We start from the raw sequence: 17336 nt of genomic DNA, 5'->3' as shown, positions 1-17336 counted from the left end.
GCCGTTCAGCCCGCCGCGCCGGCCAGCCGGGCGAGCGTCTCGTCCCGGCCAAGCGCCAGCATCATGTCGAATACGCTGGGGGTCGAGGTCCGGCCGGCCAGTGCCGCGCGCAACGGCGCCGCGATCTTGCCCAGACCGATCCCGTTCGCCTCGGCCAACCGCTGAGCCTCGGCCTCCAGTTCGTCTCGCGTCCAGTTAACATGCTGCAATGCAGCGGTCAATTCGGACAGTATGCGAAGGGATACCGGATCAAGCGCCGCCTGCGCCTTGTCGTCGCGTTCGACGGGGCGCCCGATCAGGGCAAAGCGCGCCTGCTCAAGCAGTTGCGGGAATGTCTTTGCCTTTTGCTTCAGCACCGGCAGCGCCGGCGACAGCCGCGCGATCTGGGTTTCGGTGAACGCGGGCTGGCCGATCTCGGCCCGGAAGCGCGACAGCTCGCGCAGCAGCGCATCGTCCGGCATCGCCCCGATATGGTGCCCCGAGACATGCTCCAGCTTCTTGAAGTCAAGCCGCGCCGGGGCCTTGCCGATCCCGGCCAAGTCGAACCATTCGCGGGCCTGCGTGTCGTCGAACAACTCGTCGTCGCCGTGGCTCCACCCCAGGCGCGCCAGATAGTTCCGCATTGCCGCCGCCGGATAGCCCATCGCGGCATAATCGTGCAGCCCGACCGCGCCGTGGCGCTTGGACAGTTTCTTGCCGTCGGTCCCGTGGATCAGCGGGATATGGGCAAAGACGGGGATGTCCCACCCCATCGCCTGATAGACCTGGACCTGCCGGGCGGCGTTGGTCAGGTGGTCGTCGCCGCGGATCACATGCGTCACGCCCATGTCGTGATCGTCCACGACGACCGCGTGCATATAGGTCGGCGTCCCGTCCGACCGCAGCAGCACCATGTCGTCAAGCTGGTCGTTGCGAAAGGTCACGTCGCCCTGCACAGCGTCGCGGATTACCGTCTCGCCCTCGCGCGGTGCGCGCAGGCGGATGGCAAAGGGCGCGTCGGGTGCGCCCGCGGGGTCGGCGTCGCGCCACGGGCTGACAAAGGTGCGGTTCGGGTTCTCGGCCCGCCACGCCTCGATCTCGGCCGGGGTGGAATGGCAGCGATAGGCGGTACCCGCGTCCAGCATCTGGCGCGCGACCTGGGCGTGGCGGTCGGCGCGGGCGAACTGGCTGATCGGCTCGCCGTCCCAGTCCAGGCCCAGCCAGGTCAGGCCCTTCAGGATCGCCTCGGTCGCCTCGGGGGTGGATCGGGCGCGGTCGGTATCCTCGATCCGCAGCAGGAACCTGCCGCCGCGGCCGCGCGCGTAAAGCCAGTTGAACAGCGCCGTCCGCGCGCCGCCGATGTGCAGATAACCGGTCGGAGAGGGGGCAAACCGGGTCACGGGGGCGGCGGTCATGGCGGTCCTGACGTCTCGGGCAGGACGGGGCACGGCCTGCGGAATGCGGGCGGCGGTTAACCTTTCGGAAAGGACCGGCGCGTAAAGTTGCCGCGACAGATACTGAACCGCCCCGGAAAGGACAAGGATTGGCCGCCATCGACGGCATCGGGATTGGGTCCGGCGAAGCGGCGGCCGGCGGGCCGCGCTGGCGCTGGCGTCTGCCGTGGACGGCTGCCGGTGGCCCCCCGGCCGCTGGGGCTGCCGCGCGGCAGGCCGCCTTGCCCCGGCCCGACGCGGTTGCGCGGGCGGGGTTGCTGGTGTGGGCGCCGGTCCTGCTGGCGTTCGGAATCGGCGGGTGGTTCGCCTTGCCGGTCGAACCCGGGACGGCCGCCTATGGCGCGGCGGCGGCGCTGGCGCTGGCGGCGCTGGCCGTGGCGCGCAGGGTCGCGCGGCTGGCGGCGCAGGGGCGCATGGACCCGGACCTTGCCGACCGTGTGCGGCTGGCGGGCATCGGCGCCGCATTGATCCTGGCGGGGGGGCTGGTCGCGGGCGGGCGCGCCCATTGGGTCGCCGCTCCGGTGCTGGATTTCCGTTATTACGGCCCGGTCGAGGGGCGGGTGGTCCAGATCGACCGCTCGGCCCGCGACCGGATGCGGGTGACGCTGGACCGGGTGGTGCTGCGCGACACCGCGCCCGACCGCACCCCCGCCCGCGTCCGCCTGTCGCTGACCGATCCGGCCGCCCTGACCGACCCCGGGGCGCTGCCCGACCCCGGCGCGCGGATCATGCTGACCGGGCATCTCGGCCCGCCGCCCGGCCCGGCCGAACCCGGCGGGTTCGATTTCCGCCGGGCCGCGTTCTTCGACCGGCTGGGCGCGGTCGGCTATACCCGCACGCCGCTGATGACGGTCGCGCCCGCGCCCGCCGATGCGCTGGACGCGCAGGTCCCGCGGCTGCAGCTGGCGCAGGCGATCCGCGACGGCATCGGCGGGGCAGAGGGCGCGGTGGCCGCCGCCCTGATGACCGGCGACCGCTCCGCCATCGCCGAGGCGACCAACCAGCTGATGCGCGATTCGAATCTCTACCACATCGTCTCGATCTCGGGGCTGCACATGTCGATGCTGGCGGGCTTCGTCTATGGCGCGCTGCGGCTGGCGCTGGCCGCGGCGCAGGCGGCGGGGCCGCTGGCGGGCGCGCTGGCGGGCCGGCCGGTCCACAAGATCGCGGCCGCGGTCGCGCTGGGGGCGGCGGCGGGCTATCTGTGGCTGTCCGGCGGCGGCGTGCCGACGGAACGGGCGTTCCTGATGGTCGCCGTCATGCTGGTCGCGGTGCTGGCGGACCGGCGCGCGATCTCGCTGCGGACGGTGGCGGTGGCGGCGCTGGTGATCCTGCTGACCGCCCCCGAGGCGCTGGTGACGCCCGGTTTCCAGATGAGCTTTGCGGCCACAGTGGCGCTGATCGCGGTGTTCCCCGCCTGGTCGCGGCGCGCGGGCGCGCTGCCTTGGTGGCTGCGGGGGGCGGTGATGCTGGTGCTGTCGTCGCTGATCGCCGGTCTTGCCACCGGCCCGATCGCGGCCGCGCATTTCAACCGATCCGCCCAGTATGGCCTTGTCGCCAACCTGCTGGCGGTGCCGGTCATGGGCGTCCTGGTCATGCCTGCGGGGGTGTTCGCGCTGCTGCTGGCGCCGCTGGGGCTGGCCGCGCCCGCGCTGTGGATCATGGGGCTGGGGACGCGCTGGATGCTGTGGGTCGCCGCGACCGTCGCCGGCTGGGGCGGCGCGGTCGTGGCGGTCCCCGCGCCGCATTGGACGGTGCTGCCGCTGATGGGGACCGGCGCGACGCTGATGCTGCTGGTGCTGCGCCGTGGCGCGTCGCGGCCGCGGCAATGCGTGGCGGCGCTGGCGCTGGCGATGGTCGCGGCGGGCGCGGTCGTCTGGGCGAACAGCGCGCGCCCGGCCCTGCTGATCGCCGAGGATGCGGGCGCGGTGGGCCTTGTCACCCCCCAGGGCCGCGCCTTGTCCGGGCCGGCGGGCGCATTCGTCGCCGACAGTTGGCTGCGCGCGGACGGCGACGTGGCCTCGGCCGAGGATGCGGCGGCGCGTGCGGGCTGGTCCGGCCCGCGCGGCGCGCGCAGCGCCACGCTGCCGTGGCCCGGCCGGGCACCGCTGCGCGTCACGCATCTGTCGGGCAAGGGCGCGGTCGACCGCGTCGCGGCGGCCTGCGCCGACGCCGATATCGTCGTGCTGGCCGCAGCGGCGCCGGCGGGCGCGCGGCCGAAACCGTGCCGCCTGATCGACCAGACCCGGCTGCGGCGCGACGGCGCGGCCGCGCTGTGGGCAGGCGCGAACGGCCCCGTGTGGCTCAGCGCGCGCAGCGCCTCGGGCGCAAGGCTGTGGAGCGACCGTGGCGTTCGCGCCGCCGCAGGCCTTGCCCCTCCGCGCCGGGCGTGGCGCGGGGGAGCCAAGGCAGGCGCGGCGAACCCCAGCCCGCAGGTCACCGGCGCGGAGTGAGCCCCGGTCGGTCGCAGCGGCCGCCTTTGCCGGGACCGCCGCGCAAACCCGTCAGTCGCGGGGCAGTTCGGCAAAGACCTTGGTCAGCGCCGCGTCCAGCTTGTCGAACATCTCGTCCATCTGGGCGTCGGTCAGGATGAAAGGCGGGCACAGCACGATCGACTGGCCCAGCGGCCGGCAGATCAGCCCCATGTCGGTGCAGGTGTTGGCGATGCGCTCGCTGACCGACAATGTGCCGGGGAACGGCTCTTTCGTCCCGGGGTTCTTCACCGCCTCAAGCGCCCACATGTAACCGACGCCGCGCAGCTCGCCGATGTTCTCGTGCTTCTGCATGATGCGGCGCAAGCCCGCCTCCATCCGGGGGGCGCCGCGCACGACGTTTTCGGCCAGCCCCTCGTTCATCACCACGTCGATGGCCTTCAGCGCGATGGCGCAGCCGACCGGGTGGCCCGACGCGGTAAAGCCGTGCGGGAACTCCTCGATCGGGGCGATGGCCGCGTCCAGCCGGTCCGAAAGCTCGGGCCCCAGGATCACGGCGCCCATCGGGAACAGCCCCGCCGTCAGGTTCTTGGAGCTGATGATCGCGTCGGGGACAAAGCCATAGGTCTGGCAGCCCCAGGTGTTGCCCGTGCGGCCAAAGCCGGTGATGACCTCGTCGGCGATCAGGGGGATGGCGTGCTTGCGCAGGATCGGCTGGATCGCCTGGAAATATCCCTGCGCCGGGGGGATCACGCCGCCCGCGCCCTGCACCGGTTCGGCAAAGAACCCGGCGATGGTGTCGGCGCCCTCGCGCGCGATGGTGTCCTCAAGCTCGCGGGCGAGACGGCTCACGAACTCGGCCTCGGATTCGCCGGCCTGCCCCTCGCGCCAGAAATGCGGGCAGGTCAGGTGGATGAAGCCGGGCAGCGGCAGGCCGAACACCTCGTTATAGGGCTTGCCGGTCATCGACGCGCTGATGGCCGTGACGCCGTGATAGGCGTTCCAGCGCGTCAGGATCTTGCGGCGTTCCGGCTTGCCCTCGGCCCGGTGCAGGAACCACAGCATCTTGACCATCGTGTCGTTCGCCTCGGACCCCGAGTTGGTGTAGAACACCTTGCCGCGCGCGAACGGCGACACCTCGACCAGCTTTTCCGACAGCATCACGGTCTGGTCGGACATGCGGCCGAAAAATGCGTGATAGCCGGGAAAGCGGTCGTATTGCGCCTTGGCGGCCTCGATCAGGCCCTTGTGGTCAAAGCCCGCGACCATGTTCCACAGGCCCGAGTTCGCATCCAGCCACTTGCGCCCCTCGGTGTCGAAGACATACGGCCCCTCGCCGTGGGTCAAGACGATGGTGCCCCGCTGTCCGACGCTGGGCAGGTCGGTGAACCCATACATCGAGAATTCCTCGGCCCGCGCCGACCAGCTCTTGTCGTCCATGATGCGCCTCTCCTCGTGCGTTGGTGGCAGGCTATCCGGGCGGCGCGCCGGGTTCAACGCGCGCCGGGCGGCAGATCGGCGGCCGCGCGGGCAGGTGGCGCGCGCGCGGCGGGCCGGGCTGGCGGATCGCCGGGACGGGGAAATGGGAACGGGCGGGGCCGTCGGTGGCGCGGAAAGGCGCGCAGCCTTGCATCCGGCGTTCTTTCCTTGCCGGGGCCGGGATGCTATCACCCCCCATCACCCACCGAAAGCGCGCGCCCCATGACCGACCAGACGCCCAAGCGGCTGTTCATCAAGACCTACGGCTGCCAGATGAACGTCTATGACAGCCAGCGCATGGCCGAGGCGCTGGAGGCGGATGGTTACGTGCAGACGGACCGGGCCGAGGATGCCGACATGGTGCTGCTGAACACCTGCCACATCCGCGAGAAGGCGGCCGAGAAGCTGTATTCCGACCTGGGCCGCCTGAAGCCCCTGAAGGGCGCGCGCCCCGATCTGAGGATCGGCGTCGCGGGCTGCGTGGCGCAGGCCGAGGGGGCCGAGATCATCCGCCGCATGCCGCTGGTCGATCTGGTCGTCGGCCCGCAGGCCTATCACCGCCTGCCCGCGATGGCGCGGGGGGACGGCCCCGCCGTGGACACCGACTTTCCGGCCGAGGACAAGTTCGACCACCTGCCGCAACGCGCCGCGACCCGCCGCGCGCCCGCGGCCTTCCTGACCGTGCAGGAGGGTTGCGACAAGTTCTGCGCCTTTTGCGTCGTCCCCTATACCCGCGGCGCCGAGGTCAGCCGCCCCGCCGCCCGCATCCTGTCCGAGGCCCGCGACCTGGTCGCGCGGGGCGTGCGCGAGATCACGCTGCTGGGCCAGAACGTCAACGGCTGGCACGGCGCGGGCGCGACCGGGTTCGGCGACCTGATCCGGCAGATCGCCGCGGTGCCGGGGCTGGACCGCATCCGCTATACGACCAGCCACCCCAACGACATGGCCGACGACCTGATCGAGGCGCATCGCGACGTGCCGCAGCTGATGCCCTATCTGCACCTGCCGGTGCAGTCGGGGTCGGACCGCATCCTCAAGGCGATGAACCGCCGCCACACCCGCGACGATTACCTGCGCCTGATCGACCGCATCCGCGCGGCGCGTCCCGACATCATGCTGACCAGCGATTTCATCGCGGGCTTTCCCGGCGAGACGGACGCCGACCACGCCGACACGCTGCGCCTGATCGCCGAGGTCGGCTTCGGCACGGCCTTCAGCTTCAAGTATTCGCCGCGCCCCGGCACACCCGCGGCGGATCGCCCGACGGTGAACGACAGCGTGGCCGACGCCCGCCTGCACGAGATGCAGGCGCTGTTGTCGCGCCAGCAGAAGGCGGCGCAGGACGCGATGGTCGGGCGCAGGCTGGGCGTCCTGTTCGAAAAGCCGGGCCGGATGCCGGGGCAGATGGTCGGCAAGTCCGACTATCTGCATTCGGTCTTTGTCCACGCCCCCGACGCGCAGCCGGGCGATCTGGTAACGGTGCGCATCAAGGCCAGCGCCCCGAACTCGCTGGAGGGCGAGCTGGCCTAGAAGCCGTGGGTCAGGATGTCGATGGCGCGGAAGATTTCGTCCGCATGGTCGGACAGGCTGCCGACGCGCTGCCGCAGATTCCGCGCAGGGATGGCGGCAAGTTGGGGGACGATCACCACCCAGTCCTGATCGTTCAGCCGCACCGGAGGCGTCAGCCGAGTCAGCGCAAGCGGAGAGGTCGGGCGCACCATCGGCGCCGTGATCCGGCTTGCCTCGACCGTGACCAGATCGGTCTGCAGATCGACAAGATGCCGCCCGTCCGGCAGGCGATAGACGTCGAACTGCGCCAAGATCAGAACATCCGCAGATCGTCGAGGATGCAGCCATGCTCCTCGACCTCGCGGGCATAGGCTGCCAGCGCCTCGCGGTTTTCCTCGACCCAGCGGCGGTTGCGTTCCAGCTTGACGGCGTGGCGCAGCGCGTCCTCGGCGATGCGGGACAGGTTCAGGCCATAGTCGCGGGCCTCAAGGACGACGGAATCCTCGACGGTCAGGTTCAGGCGGGCGCGCATCGTGTCACCTCATCATGCGCATGAAGGATGCGCGCGCTGCGGGCCTCTGTCAATCGGCGGCAAAGGGCTGGGGCGTCACCGCATAGGCCAGATGCAGCGGATGGCGCGGCTGGCCCGCCCTGGTCAGTCCGAGGTGCAGCGGTTCGGCGCCCGCGCGGCGAAACAGGGCCAGCGCCCCGCGCGCGCGATCCGGCTGGGCGTGCATCCCCCAGCCGCAGACGACACGGCGCGCCCAGACCGCAGCGTCCCGCAAGGCGGTGTCGTTCGCGGGACCGACCGGATCGGCGGCGGTGCGAAGGTCGCGCGGATAGGTGGCGCGGAAGGCGTATAGGTTCACGATCCGATAGGCGCCGCAGCCCATCGTGCGGGTTCGCGCCTCGCAGCGGGCGATGGTGGGATCGTTGCGGCGCTCGTCGGCGGTCGAGGGGTTCAGCATCACCCAGGCGAGCCGGGGCAGCGCCGCATCCCAGACCCGCGTCAGGCTGTAGCGATAGCGCTCGCAGTCCGAGAATAGGGCTTCGGAAGCAACCCCTCCCGCCTCGTGCCGCCGGATCAGCGCCACGCGGCCCGCTCGTCCCGGCGGAACAGCATCAGCGGCAGTCCGGCCAGCAGCCAGCCCAGCAGAAAGCCAAGGCCGGCGGCCCACAAGCCGGATGCCGTCAGGGGCACCGCCGGGCGAAAGTCGTCCCATGTCGCGGCCAGCGTCTCGGCGTCGCGCATGCGGTGGGGAAGGGCGATGCGCTCCAGCGGTGAGGCGGCGCGCAGCAGGCGCAGGTCGCTTTCGATCCGGGCCAGCCGGGGGAAGACGCGGGCCATGTCCTGCCCGTGGGAATCGAGGAAGGCCGTCCCCGCGATCTGGTCCAGCGCCGCCTGCCGGGTCAGCCCGGCGCGGTCGGCGCTGGCGTCGAACTCGGCCGCGACCTGCCGCAGCGCGTCCGCCTGACCGCCCAGCCGCTGGACATACTGGTCCGAAAAGGCCGGGAACTGCGACAGCGCCGCCCCAACGGCCAGCGCGGGGATCAGGCGCAGCAGTCCCATCAGGGCTTGTAGGCCGCCGCGAAGACCGGGGCGTAAACCTCGGCCACCCGGGCCACGGCCTCGGCGGGCGACATCTCGACCGACTCGCCGGTGCGGCGGCTGGTCAGTTCGACCTTGTTGTTGGCCAGCCCGCGCGGGCCGACGGTGATCCGCCACGGCAGGCCGACCAGGTCCATCGTCGCGAACTTGGCGCCGGCGCGTTCGTCGCGGTCGTCATACAGCACGTCGATGCCGCGCGCCTGCAAGTCCCGCTCCAGCGCATCGCAGGCGCTGTCGGTGGACGGGTCGCCCTGTTTCAGGTTCACCAGCCCGACGTGGAAGGGGGCCACGCCCTCGGGCCAGATGATGCCGCGGTCGTCGTGGCTGGCCTCGATGATGGCGCCCAGCAGGCGGCTGACGCCGATGCCGTGCGATCCCATGTGGACCGGCACGCGCTGGCCGTCCGGGCCGACGACGGTGGCGCCCATCGGTTCGGAATACTTGGTGCCGAAATAGAAGATCTGGCCGACCTCGATCCCGCGGGCGGACTTGCGCCGCTCTGCGGGGACCTGGGCGAAGACCGCCTCGTCGTGCGTCTCGTCGGTGCGGGCGTAGCGGCTGGTGAACTCCTCCAGCACGGCGGCGCAGGCGGCCTGGTCGTCATAGTCGATCTGCCGGTCGCCGAAGGTCAGGTCGGTGATCTGGCTGTCATAGAAGACCTCGGATTCGCCCGTCTCGGCCAGCACCAGGAACTCATGCGTGTTCTCGCCGCCGATGGGGCCGCTGTCGGCGCGCATCGGGATCGCCTGCAGGCCCATGCGTTCGTAAGTCCGCAGATAGCTGACGAGGTGCCGGTTATAGGCGTGCAGCGCGTCTTCCCGGGTCAGGTCGAAGTTGTAGCCGTCCTTCATCAGGAACTCGCGCCCCCGCATGACGCCGAAGCGGGGGCGGATCTCGTCGCGGAACTTCCACTGGATCTGATAGAGGGTCAGCGGCAGATCCTTGTAGCTGTTCACATGGGCCCGGAAGATGTCGGTGATCATCTCCTCGTTGGTGGGGCCATACAGCATCTCGCGCTTGTGGCGGTCGGTGACGCGCAGCATCTCCTCGCCGTAATCGTCATAACGGCCGGATTCGCGCCACAGCTCGGCCGATTGCAGCGTCGGCATCAGGACGGGGATGTGGCCGGCGCGCTGCTGCTCCTCGTTCACGATCTGCTCGACCCGGCGCAGCACCTTCAGCCCCAGCGGCAGCCAGGAATAGATGCCGGCGGACTGCTGCTTGATCATGCCCGCGCGCAGCATCAGCCGGTGGCTGACGATCTGCGCCTCGGACGGGTTTTCTTTCAGGACGGGCAGGAAATAGCGCGACAGACGCATGGCGGGCGGCACCTTGTTGGACCCGGCCCGGTTAGCGGATCGCGGCCCGCCGGGCAACCGGGCTTGCGCGGCCTTGCCCCCGACCCATGCCCCGCAGGCGCGCGCTTGCGCATGGCCGCGCCTCGCGTATGGTCGCGCCAGATTTCACGCAGCGAGGCATGGCGATGCGCGTCCCGGTTCACAAGCAGGCCTGGTCCTGGGGCGCGGTCGCGGCGGTGGTGGCGCTGGCGCTGTGGGGTCTGGGCAACGTGATGACGCCGTTCCTGATCGGCGCGGGCATCGCCTATGTGCTGGACCCGCTGGCCGACCGGCTGGAACGCAGCGGCCTGTCGCGGACGCTGGCGGTGACGCTGATCACGGTGATCGCCGTGCTGATCTTTCTGCTGGCGGTGGTCCTGCTGGTGCCGCTGGTCATCCGCCAGCTGGTCCAGCTGATCGAGGCCGCGCCCGGCTATTTCGCGACGGTGCAATCGTGGCTGTCCCAGCAGTTCCCCGAGCGGTTCCCCGAAGGCGGCACCCTGCGCGGGGCGCTGAACGACCTGACGGCGCAGCTGTCGCAGGTGGGCGGGCAGGTCGTCAGAACCCTGATGTCATCGGTCCGCAACGTGATTTCCGTCGTGCTGCTGGCGGTGATCGTGCCGGTGGTCGCGTTTTATCTGCTGCTTGACTGGGACCGCATGGTGGCGCGCATCGACGCGCTGCTGCCGCGCGAGCATGCCGACACCATCCGCGGGATCGCGCGCGAGATAAACTACAGCATGTCGGGGTTTCTGCGCGGGCAGGGGCTGGTGACGCTGATCCTGGCCACGTTCTATTCCACCGCCCTGCTGGCGGTCGGGCTGCCGTTTGCGCTGGTGATCGGGATTTCGGCGGCGGTGCTGTCGATCATCCCCTATGTCGGGGTGTTCACCGGCGGCGTCACCTCGGTCGCGGTGGCGGCGTTCACCTTTTGGGACGATCCCCAGTGGATCGTGGCGGTGCTGGCGATCTTTGTCGTCGGCCAGATCGTCGAGGGCAACTATCTGCAACCCAAGATCATCGGCGGCCATGTCGGGCTGCACCCGGTCTGGCTGATGATCGCGCTGGCCGTGTTCGGCAAGCTGTTCGGCTTTGTCGGGCTGGTCGTGGCGGTTCCGCTTGGGGCGATCATCGGGGTGCTGGTGCGGTTCTTCACCGACCGCTACAAGGAAAGCGCGCTGTATACGGGCAGTGATGTCATCCCCGAACCTGCCCCCCCCATGCTGATCGAGGTCGTCCCCCCCGGCACCACGGCCGAGGCGCGGCGCCGGTCCGAGGCCGCGCACCGGGCCGCCGTGCAGGACGTCAGGGTCGCCGAGGCGCGCCAGGCCGCGCGCGAGGCGGCCGCCGAGGCCGCGCACCGCGACCACGCACCTGTGGCCGAAGCCACGGTCGAGGTGACGCCGCCCGGCGCCGCAGGCTCGGTCAAGGCGTTGCAGGTGGAACCCGAGGTCCGCACCTGGGGCGGCAGGACGCCCGACGGCACCGACCCCGCCGACCCCGAGGGCGAGGCCGCCGAGACTGATGCAAAGGCCGCCCGCGCCCGGGCCGAAAGCGCCNCGACCCCGCCGACCCCGAGGGCGAGGCCGCCGAGACTGATGCAAAGGCCGCCCGCGCCCGGGCCGAAAGCGCCGACGTCAACGCGGCCCGCCACCCCGGCCCCGCGGCGGATCTGGCCGCGGCGCAGGCCGCAGACGACGCGGCCCGCGCCGCGGCCGATGCGGCGCGAAAGCGCGCGCGGACGGCGCAATCGGGGCAGGCCGGGCAGGGCGGCGAAGACGCGCCGCCGCAGGACACCGCCCCGCGCCGCGACCGGGGCTGAGCCCCGTGTCCCGCCAGCTGGCCCTGGACCTGCGGACCCCGCCCGCGCTGGGGCGGGGTGATTTCCTGCCCGCGCCCGCGAACGCCACCGCGCTGGCCCTGCTGGACCGGCCCGAGGACTGGCCGCAGGGGCGGCTGATCCTGATCGGGCCGGACGGTTCGGGCAAATCGCATCTCGCGTCCTTCTGGGCGGCCGAGAATGGCGCCCGGCGCGTGGCGGCGCGCGCCCTGCGGGACGAGGCCTGCGACGCGCTGGTCGATTTCTTCGGCGCTCTGGTGGTCGAGGACGCGCACCGCGCGGGCGGCGCGGCGGGGGCGGAGCGCGCGCTGTTCCACCTGTGGAACCTTGCCGCCGAACGTCAGGCGCTGCTGCTGATCACCGCGCGCGCCCCGCCGCGCGACTGGGGGCTGGGCCTGCCCGACCTTGCGTCGCGCATGGGGTCGATGGCGGCGGTGCGGCTGGACCCGCCGGACGAGGATCTGCTGGCCGCCGTGCTGGTCAAGCTGTTCGCGGACCGCCAGCTGATGCCCGGCGCGGGCGTCATCGAGGCGCTGGTGCGGCGCATGGACCGCGACCTGGGGCTGGCGCGCCGGCTGGTCGCCCGCATCGACCGCGCCGCCCTTGCCGAGGGGCGCGCGGTCACGCGGCCGCTGGCGCTTGCCACGCTCGAGGCGCTGGCGGACGAGGCGTGAGGGGCGCGCGCGGGCGGAAGACCCCCGTGCCGCGCCCCTGCTGCCGCTTGCATCCCCGCCCTGCCGCGCCCGCCGCTGCCGGTTTGCGGGCCGCCCGTATTGCGCCGCTGCTGCCGTGTGCATCCCCGCCGTGGGGCGCCTGTCGCTGCCGGTTTGCAGGCCGCCCGTGCGGCGACCATGATGCCGGTTTGCCCCCCATGCCGCGCCGCCGCTGCCGGTTTGCGGGCCCGCCATCCCCCGCCCGCCGCCGCCGGTTTGTCCCCATGCCGCGCCGCTGCTGCGGGTTTGCATCCCCGCCGCGCCGCGACCATGATGCCGCCTGTTGCCCGTCGCCATCCAACCGCAGATTGCCGATGACCCAAGCCGATTTCCTGAAATGCCCTTTCCCCCCGCCGCGCAGCCTGCCGGACGGGACGCCCATCGGCCCGGCGCGGTTCTTCAACCGGGAACTCAGCTGGCTCAGCTTCAACTGGCGGGTGCTGGATGAGGCGAGGAACCCGCGCGTGCCGCTGCTGGAACGGCTGCGGTTCCTGTCGATCTCGGCCACCAACCTGGACGAGTTCTATACCGTCCGTGTCGCCGGCCTGCGCGAACTGGTGCGCGAGGGGAACGCCACGGCGTCCGACGACGGGCTGTCGCCGGCCGAACAGCTGGCGATGGTGAACGCCGACGCCCGCCGCCTGATGGCCGCCCAGCAGGGCGTCTGGAACCGCCTGCGCCGCGACATGGAACGCGAGGGGCTGGTCATCCTGTCCCGCAGCCGGGTGACGCGGGCCGAATCCGAATACCTGCGCACCCAGTTCATGGAGCGGGTCTTTCCCGTGCTGACGCCGCTCGCCATCGACCCCGCGCATCCCTTCCCCTTCATCCCCAACACCGGCCTGTCGCTGGCGCTGCAGCTGGCGCGCGAATCCGACGGCCGCCAGATGCAGGCGCTGCTGCCGATCCCCGGCCAGTTGCCGCGCTTTGTGCCCCTGCCGGGGGGCGAGCGGTTCCTGCGGCTGGAAGACCTGCTGCTGATGAACCTGGGCCGCCTGTTCCCCGGCTATCGCGACACCGGTCATTGCGTGTTCCGCGTCCTGCGCGACAGCGACCTTGAGGTCGAGGACGAGGCCGAGGATCTGGTGCGCGAGTTCGAGACGGCGCTGAAGCGCCGCCGCCGGGGCGACGTGATCCGGCTGAAGATCACCTCGGGCGCGCCCAGCCGCCTGCGGACGCTGGTGATGCAGGAACTGCAGGTCGGCGCCGACGAGGTGATCGAGGTCGAGGGGCTGGTCGGCATGGCCGACGTGCGCGAACTGGTCGTGGACAGCCGCCGCGACCTGCAATGGCCGTCATTCACCCCGCGCGTGCCGGAACGGGTGCAGGACCACGACGGCGACATGTTCGCGGCGATCCGGCACAAGGACATGCTGCTGCACCACCCGTATGAAACCTTCGACATGGTCATCCGCTTTCTGCAGCAGGCGGCGCGCGACCCCGACGTGGTGGCGATCAAGCAGACGCTGTATCGCACCAGCTGGGACAGCCCGGTCGTGACCGCGCTGTGCGAGGCGGCCGAGGCGGGCAAGTCGGTGGTGGCGCTGGTCGAGCTGAAGGCGCGGTTCGACGAGGCCGCCAACATCCGCCAGTCGCGCCGGCTGGAACGCGCGGGCGCGCATGTCGTCTATGGGTTCATGAACTACAAGACCCACGCAAAGATCAGCACCGTGGTCCGGCGCGAGGGCGAGGGGCTGGTCACCTATACCCATTTCGGCACCGGCAACTATCACCCGATCACGGCGCGCATCTATACCGATTTGTCGCTGTTCACCTGCGACCCGGCGCTGGGGCGCGACGCGACCAAGGTGTTCAACTATCTGTCGGGCTATGTTCAGCCCGAGGGGCTGGAAAACCTGGCGATCAGCCCGATCAACCTGAAATCGACGCTGCTGGACCTGATCGCGCGCGAGGCGGAATACGCCCGCCGGGGCCGGCCCGCCGAGATCTGGGCCAAGATGAACAGCCTGATCGACAAGGAGGTGATCGAGGCGCTGTATGCCGCATCCGACGCCGGCGTCCGCATCAACCTGGTGGTGCGCGGCATCTGCGGCGTGCGTCCCGGCATCGCGGGGCTGTCGGACAACATCCGCGTCAAGTCGATCGTCGGGCGGTTCCTGGAACACAGCCGCATCGTCTGTTTCGGCAACGGCCACGGCCTGCCGTCGCGCAAGGCGCGCGTGTTCATCAGCTCGGCCGACTGGATGGGCCGCAACCTCACGCGGCGGGTGGAAACGCTGATCGAATGCCTGAACGACACCGTCAAGGCACAGATCACCAGCCAGATCATGGCCGCCAACATGGCCGACGAGGCGCAAAGCTGGCTGCTGATGCCCGACGGCCGCTATCTGCGCCACCTGCCGGACGGGCGCGACGACCTGTTCAGCTGCCACCGGTTCTTCATGGAAAACCCGTCGCTGTCCGGGCGCGGGACGGCGGGGGCGGGGGACGTTCCGGCCTTGACCCATTCGTCCGACTGAACCAAACGCAAGCCGCGCCCGTTGCGCGATGATGACCGGGGGATTCCCATGAACCTCACAACGACGTCGGGCCGGCGCGTGTCGCCCTTTGGCAAGCAGGGGCTGCCGGTGCGCTCGGCGCGCGAGCTGAAGCGGGTGGGGGTCGTCGATGTCGGCTCGAACTCGATCCGGCTGGTGGTGTTCGACGGCGCGGCGCGCAGCCCGGCGTATTTCTATAACGAAAAGATCATGGCGGGGCTGGGGCAGGGGTTGGCCAGGACCGGCGTCCTGAACCCCGACGGCGTGCGCCGCGGCATGGCCGCGCTGACCCGGTTCGCGGCGCTGGCGCAGGGCATGGGCATCGAATCGCTGACCTGCGTCGCCACCGCTGCCGTGCGCGAGGCCGCCGACGGCCCGGCGTTTCACCGCGCGGTCGAAAAGCAGACCGGCCTGCAACTGTGGGTCATCGACGGCGAGGAGGAGGCGCGGCTGTCCGCGCAGGGCGTGATGCTGGGCTGGCCCGACGCGCGCGGGCTGGTCTGCGACATCGGCGGCAGCTCGATGGAACTGGCCGAGGTCGCGGGCGGCACCGTCGGCCGCCGGATCAGCACGCCGCTGGGGCCGTTCCGCTTGCAGCAGGTCGAACCCAAGGCCCAGAAGCGTCATATCGAAAAGGTGCTGATCGAGACCGCCGAACAGATCGGCACGGATCACGAACAGCTGTATCTGGTCGGCGGGTCGTGGCGGGCCATCGCCCGCCTGGACATGGAACGCCGCGCCTATCCGATGACGGTGCTGCACGAATACCGCATGACGGCGGACGACGTGATGGCGACGGTCAAATGGATCGGCCAGAACGACCTGTCGGCGCTGCGCTCGCGCACCGGGATCTCGGGCAGCCGGATCGAACTGGTGCCGCTGGCCGCGCAGGTGCTGCGCCAGCTTGTGCAGACTTTCCCGGACTCGCGCATCGCCATCAGCTCGTATGGCATCCGCGAAGGGCTGCTTTACGAACAGATGCCCGACGGCATCCGCAGGCGCGACCCGCTGATCGAGGCCGCACGCTTCACCGAACGCCAGATGGCGCGGATGCCGGGATCGGGGAAAAAGCTGTATCAGTTCCTGATGCCGCTGTTCCCCGACGCGACGCCCGCGCGCGAACGGCTGATCCGGGCCGCCTGCCTGCTGCACGACACCAGCTGGCGCGCGCACCCCGATTATCGGGCCGAGGCGTGCTTTGACAACGTCACCCGCGCCAATCTGGCCGCGCTGTCGCACCCCGAACGGGTGTTTCTGGGGCTGGCGCTGCTGCACCGTTACAAATCCAGCCGGGCAGGGTCGTCGATGGCGCCGCTGTTCAGCCTGTTGTCCGAGGACGAGATCCGCGATGCCGAGACGCTGGGCCGCGCGATGCGCTTTGGTGCGATGTTTTCCGTGGGCGACCCGGCCGAGGCGGGCGAACTGGCGTTGGACCGCGAACAGGGGGAGCTGCGGCTGGCCCTGACCCGCACCGGCCGCGCCCTGATGGGCGAGGTGGCCGAGGCGCGGCTGGCCGCGCTGGCGCAGGTGCTGGGGGTTCAGCCGGTCGTGACGTGACATGATGGCGCGTCCACGCGGCGGGACGGCCGGTCAGCGGCAGGGGGCGCGCCCCGTTCCGGCCCCGTGCGGGCCGCCGGTCCCATGCGGCGGCATGCGGCGCATCCGCGCCGCCATCCGTCAGCCGCGATGCGCGCCTGCGGCGAGGCTGGCGACAAAGCCCAGCACCTCGTCCACGGTCTGCCCCTCGGCGATCCGCTTGACGATGGCCGATCCCACGACGCAGCCGTCGGCCACGCGGGCCACCGCCTCGGCCGCGTCCGGGGTCGAGATGCCGAAGCCCACCACCACCGGCAGTCCCGCGGCGGCGCGGATGCGCGCGACCTCGGGGGCGACCTCGGCCGCGTCGGCGGCGGGTCCGCCGGTGATGCCCGTGACGCTGACGTAATAGACGAACCCCGAGGTGTTGCGCACGACCGCCGGCAGGCGGCGGTCGTCGGTCGTGGGCGTCGCCAGCCGGATGAAGTTCAGCCCCGCCGCCTGCGCGGGCAGGCACAGCTCGGCGTCCTCCTCGGGGGGCAGGTCCACGACGATCAGCCCGTCCACCCCGGCCGCGGCCGCCTCGGCCAGAAAGCCGTCGACGCCGCCGGTGCGGGCATAGATCGGGTTGTAATAGCCCATCAGCACGATCGGCGTCTCGTCGTCGGTCCGGCGGAACTCGCGCACCATGTCCAGCGTGGCGGTGACGCTGCCGCCCGCCGCCAGCGCCCGCTGGCCCGCCGCCTGGATCGTGGGCCCGTCGGCCATCGGGTCGGTGAAGGGCATCCCCAGCTCGATGATGTCCACGCCCGCGCCGGGCAGGCCGCGCAGCACCGCCATCGACGTCTCGCGGTCGGGATCGCAGGCCATCGTATAGGACACGAACGCCTTGCGTCCCTCGGCCTTGAGTGCGGCGAAACGGGCGTCGATTCGGGTCATGCGTGCGTTCC

General features: G+C 71.1%; 14 protein-coding genes. 6 read left to right on the top strand and 8 right to left on the bottom strand.

Translation table 11 applies throughout. The features are described 5' to 3' along the window. Window positions 1-5: 5 nt before the first annotated feature. Window positions 6-1394 carry a glutamate--tRNA ligase gene (gene gltX / locus EPA64_RS12440; protein WP_134726674.1) on the bottom strand — a complete coding sequence of 463 codons (1389 nt, stop codon included), beginning with the start codon at window positions 1392-1394 and terminating at the stop codon, window positions 6-8. Window positions 1395-1693: 299 nt separating this feature from the next. Here gltX and EPA64_RS12435 point away from each other — a divergent pair, with 299 nt between their 5' ends. After that, window positions 1694-3886, top strand: a complete 2193-nt coding sequence (locus EPA64_RS12435; RefSeq protein ID WP_246026745.1) for a ComEC/Rec2 family competence protein — start codon at window positions 1694-1696, stop codon at window positions 3884-3886. Between the two features lie 51 nt (window positions 3887-3937). Here EPA64_RS12435 and EPA64_RS12430 read toward each other — a convergent pair whose 3' ends face one another. Beyond that, on the bottom strand, window positions 3938-5308 hold the full coding sequence (locus EPA64_RS12430) for an aminotransferase (RefSeq protein ID WP_167626668.1): 1371 nt from the start codon (window positions 5306-5308) through the stop codon (window positions 3938-3940). A gap of 258 nt (window positions 5309-5566) precedes the next feature. On the opposite strand from EPA64_RS12430, the gene miaB reads away from it, so the two are divergent. Beyond that, the gene (gene miaB / locus EPA64_RS12425; protein WP_134726672.1) at window positions 5567-6874 is read left to right on the top strand and encodes a tRNA (N6-isopentenyl adenosine(37)-C2)-methylthiotransferase MiaB; all 1308 of its coding nucleotides are present in this window, start codon (window positions 5567-5569) and stop codon (window positions 6872-6874) included. On the opposite strand, the gene EPA64_RS12420 is transcribed toward miaB, so the two are convergent. The 5 genes from EPA64_RS12420 to proS are packed head-to-tail and all read right to left on the bottom strand — an operon-like array spanning window position 6871 to window position 9781. Further along, entirely contained in the window at window positions 6871-7164 is a 294-nt protein-coding gene (locus EPA64_RS12420; RefSeq protein ID WP_134726671.1) for a CcdB family protein, read from the bottom strand. The genes miaB and EPA64_RS12420 overlap by 4 nt on opposite strands. 2 nt (window positions 7165-7166) lie before the next feature. Next, the gene (locus tag EPA64_RS12415) at window positions 7167-7385 is read right to left on the bottom strand and encodes a type II toxin-antitoxin system CcdA family antitoxin (protein WP_134726670.1); all 219 of its coding nucleotides are present in this window, start codon (window positions 7383-7385) and stop codon (window positions 7167-7169) included. 49 nt (window positions 7386-7434) lie between these two features. After that, window positions 7435-7947, bottom strand: a complete 513-nt coding sequence (locus EPA64_RS12410) for a DUF1643 domain-containing protein (protein ID WP_246026744.1) — start codon at window positions 7945-7947, stop codon at window positions 7435-7437. Continuing rightward, the gene (locus tag EPA64_RS16755; RefSeq protein WP_134726668.1) at window positions 7938-8423 is read right to left on the bottom strand and encodes a DUF2937 family protein; all 486 of its coding nucleotides are present in this window, start codon (window positions 8421-8423) and stop codon (window positions 7938-7940) included. Before EPA64_RS16755 ends, EPA64_RS12410 begins: the two co-directional genes overlap by 10 nt. Next, window positions 8423-9781 carry a proline--tRNA ligase gene (gene proS / locus EPA64_RS12400; protein ID WP_134726667.1) on the bottom strand — a complete coding sequence of 453 codons (1359 nt, stop codon included), beginning with the start codon at window positions 9779-9781 and terminating at the stop codon, window positions 8423-8425. The genes EPA64_RS16755 and proS overlap by 1 nt, the downstream gene beginning before the upstream one ends. Before the next feature lie 86 nt (window positions 9782-9867). Between proS and EPA64_RS12395 the strand changes: the two genes are divergently transcribed. The 4 genes from EPA64_RS12395 (at window position 9868) to EPA64_RS12380 (ending at window position 16407) form a co-directional block, all read left to right on the top strand. Beyond that, window positions 9868-11682, top strand: a complete 1815-nt coding sequence (locus tag EPA64_RS12395; RefSeq protein WP_425467033.1) for an AI-2E family transporter — start codon at window positions 9868-9870, stop codon at window positions 11680-11682. Next, window positions 11627-12313: a P-loop NTPase family protein gene (locus EPA64_RS12390; RefSeq protein WP_134726666.1), complete on the top strand. Its 687-nt coding sequence runs from the start codon at window positions 11627-11629 to the stop codon at window positions 12311-12313. The genes EPA64_RS12395 and EPA64_RS12390 overlap by 56 nt, the downstream gene beginning before the upstream one ends. Before the next feature lie 353 nt (window positions 12314-12666). Then, complete coding sequence (locus EPA64_RS12385) at window positions 12667-14832, top strand: RNA degradosome polyphosphate kinase (RefSeq protein ID WP_134726665.1); 2166 nt, start codon at window positions 12667-12669, stop codon at window positions 14830-14832. Between the two features lie 48 nt (window positions 14833-14880). Further along, window positions 14881-16407 carry a Ppx/GppA family phosphatase gene (locus EPA64_RS12380; RefSeq protein WP_134726664.1) on the top strand — a complete coding sequence of 509 codons (1527 nt, stop codon included), beginning with the start codon at window positions 14881-14883 and terminating at the stop codon, window positions 16405-16407. A 120-nt stretch (window positions 16408-16527) separates the two neighbouring features. Here the strand turns inward: EPA64_RS12380 and trpA are convergent, their stop codons facing one another. After that, on the bottom strand, window positions 16528-17325 hold the full coding sequence (trpA, locus tag EPA64_RS12375) for a tryptophan synthase subunit alpha (protein ID WP_134726663.1): 798 nt from the start codon (window positions 17323-17325) through the stop codon (window positions 16528-16530). Window positions 17326-17336: the final 11 nt, after the last annotated feature.

This window comes from Paracoccus luteus, from assembly GCF_004522155.1.
GTDB lineage: Bacteria > Pseudomonadota > Alphaproteobacteria > Rhodobacterales > Rhodobacteraceae > Paracoccus > Paracoccus luteus.
This window is presented reverse-complemented; position numbering and strand designations above follow the sequence as displayed.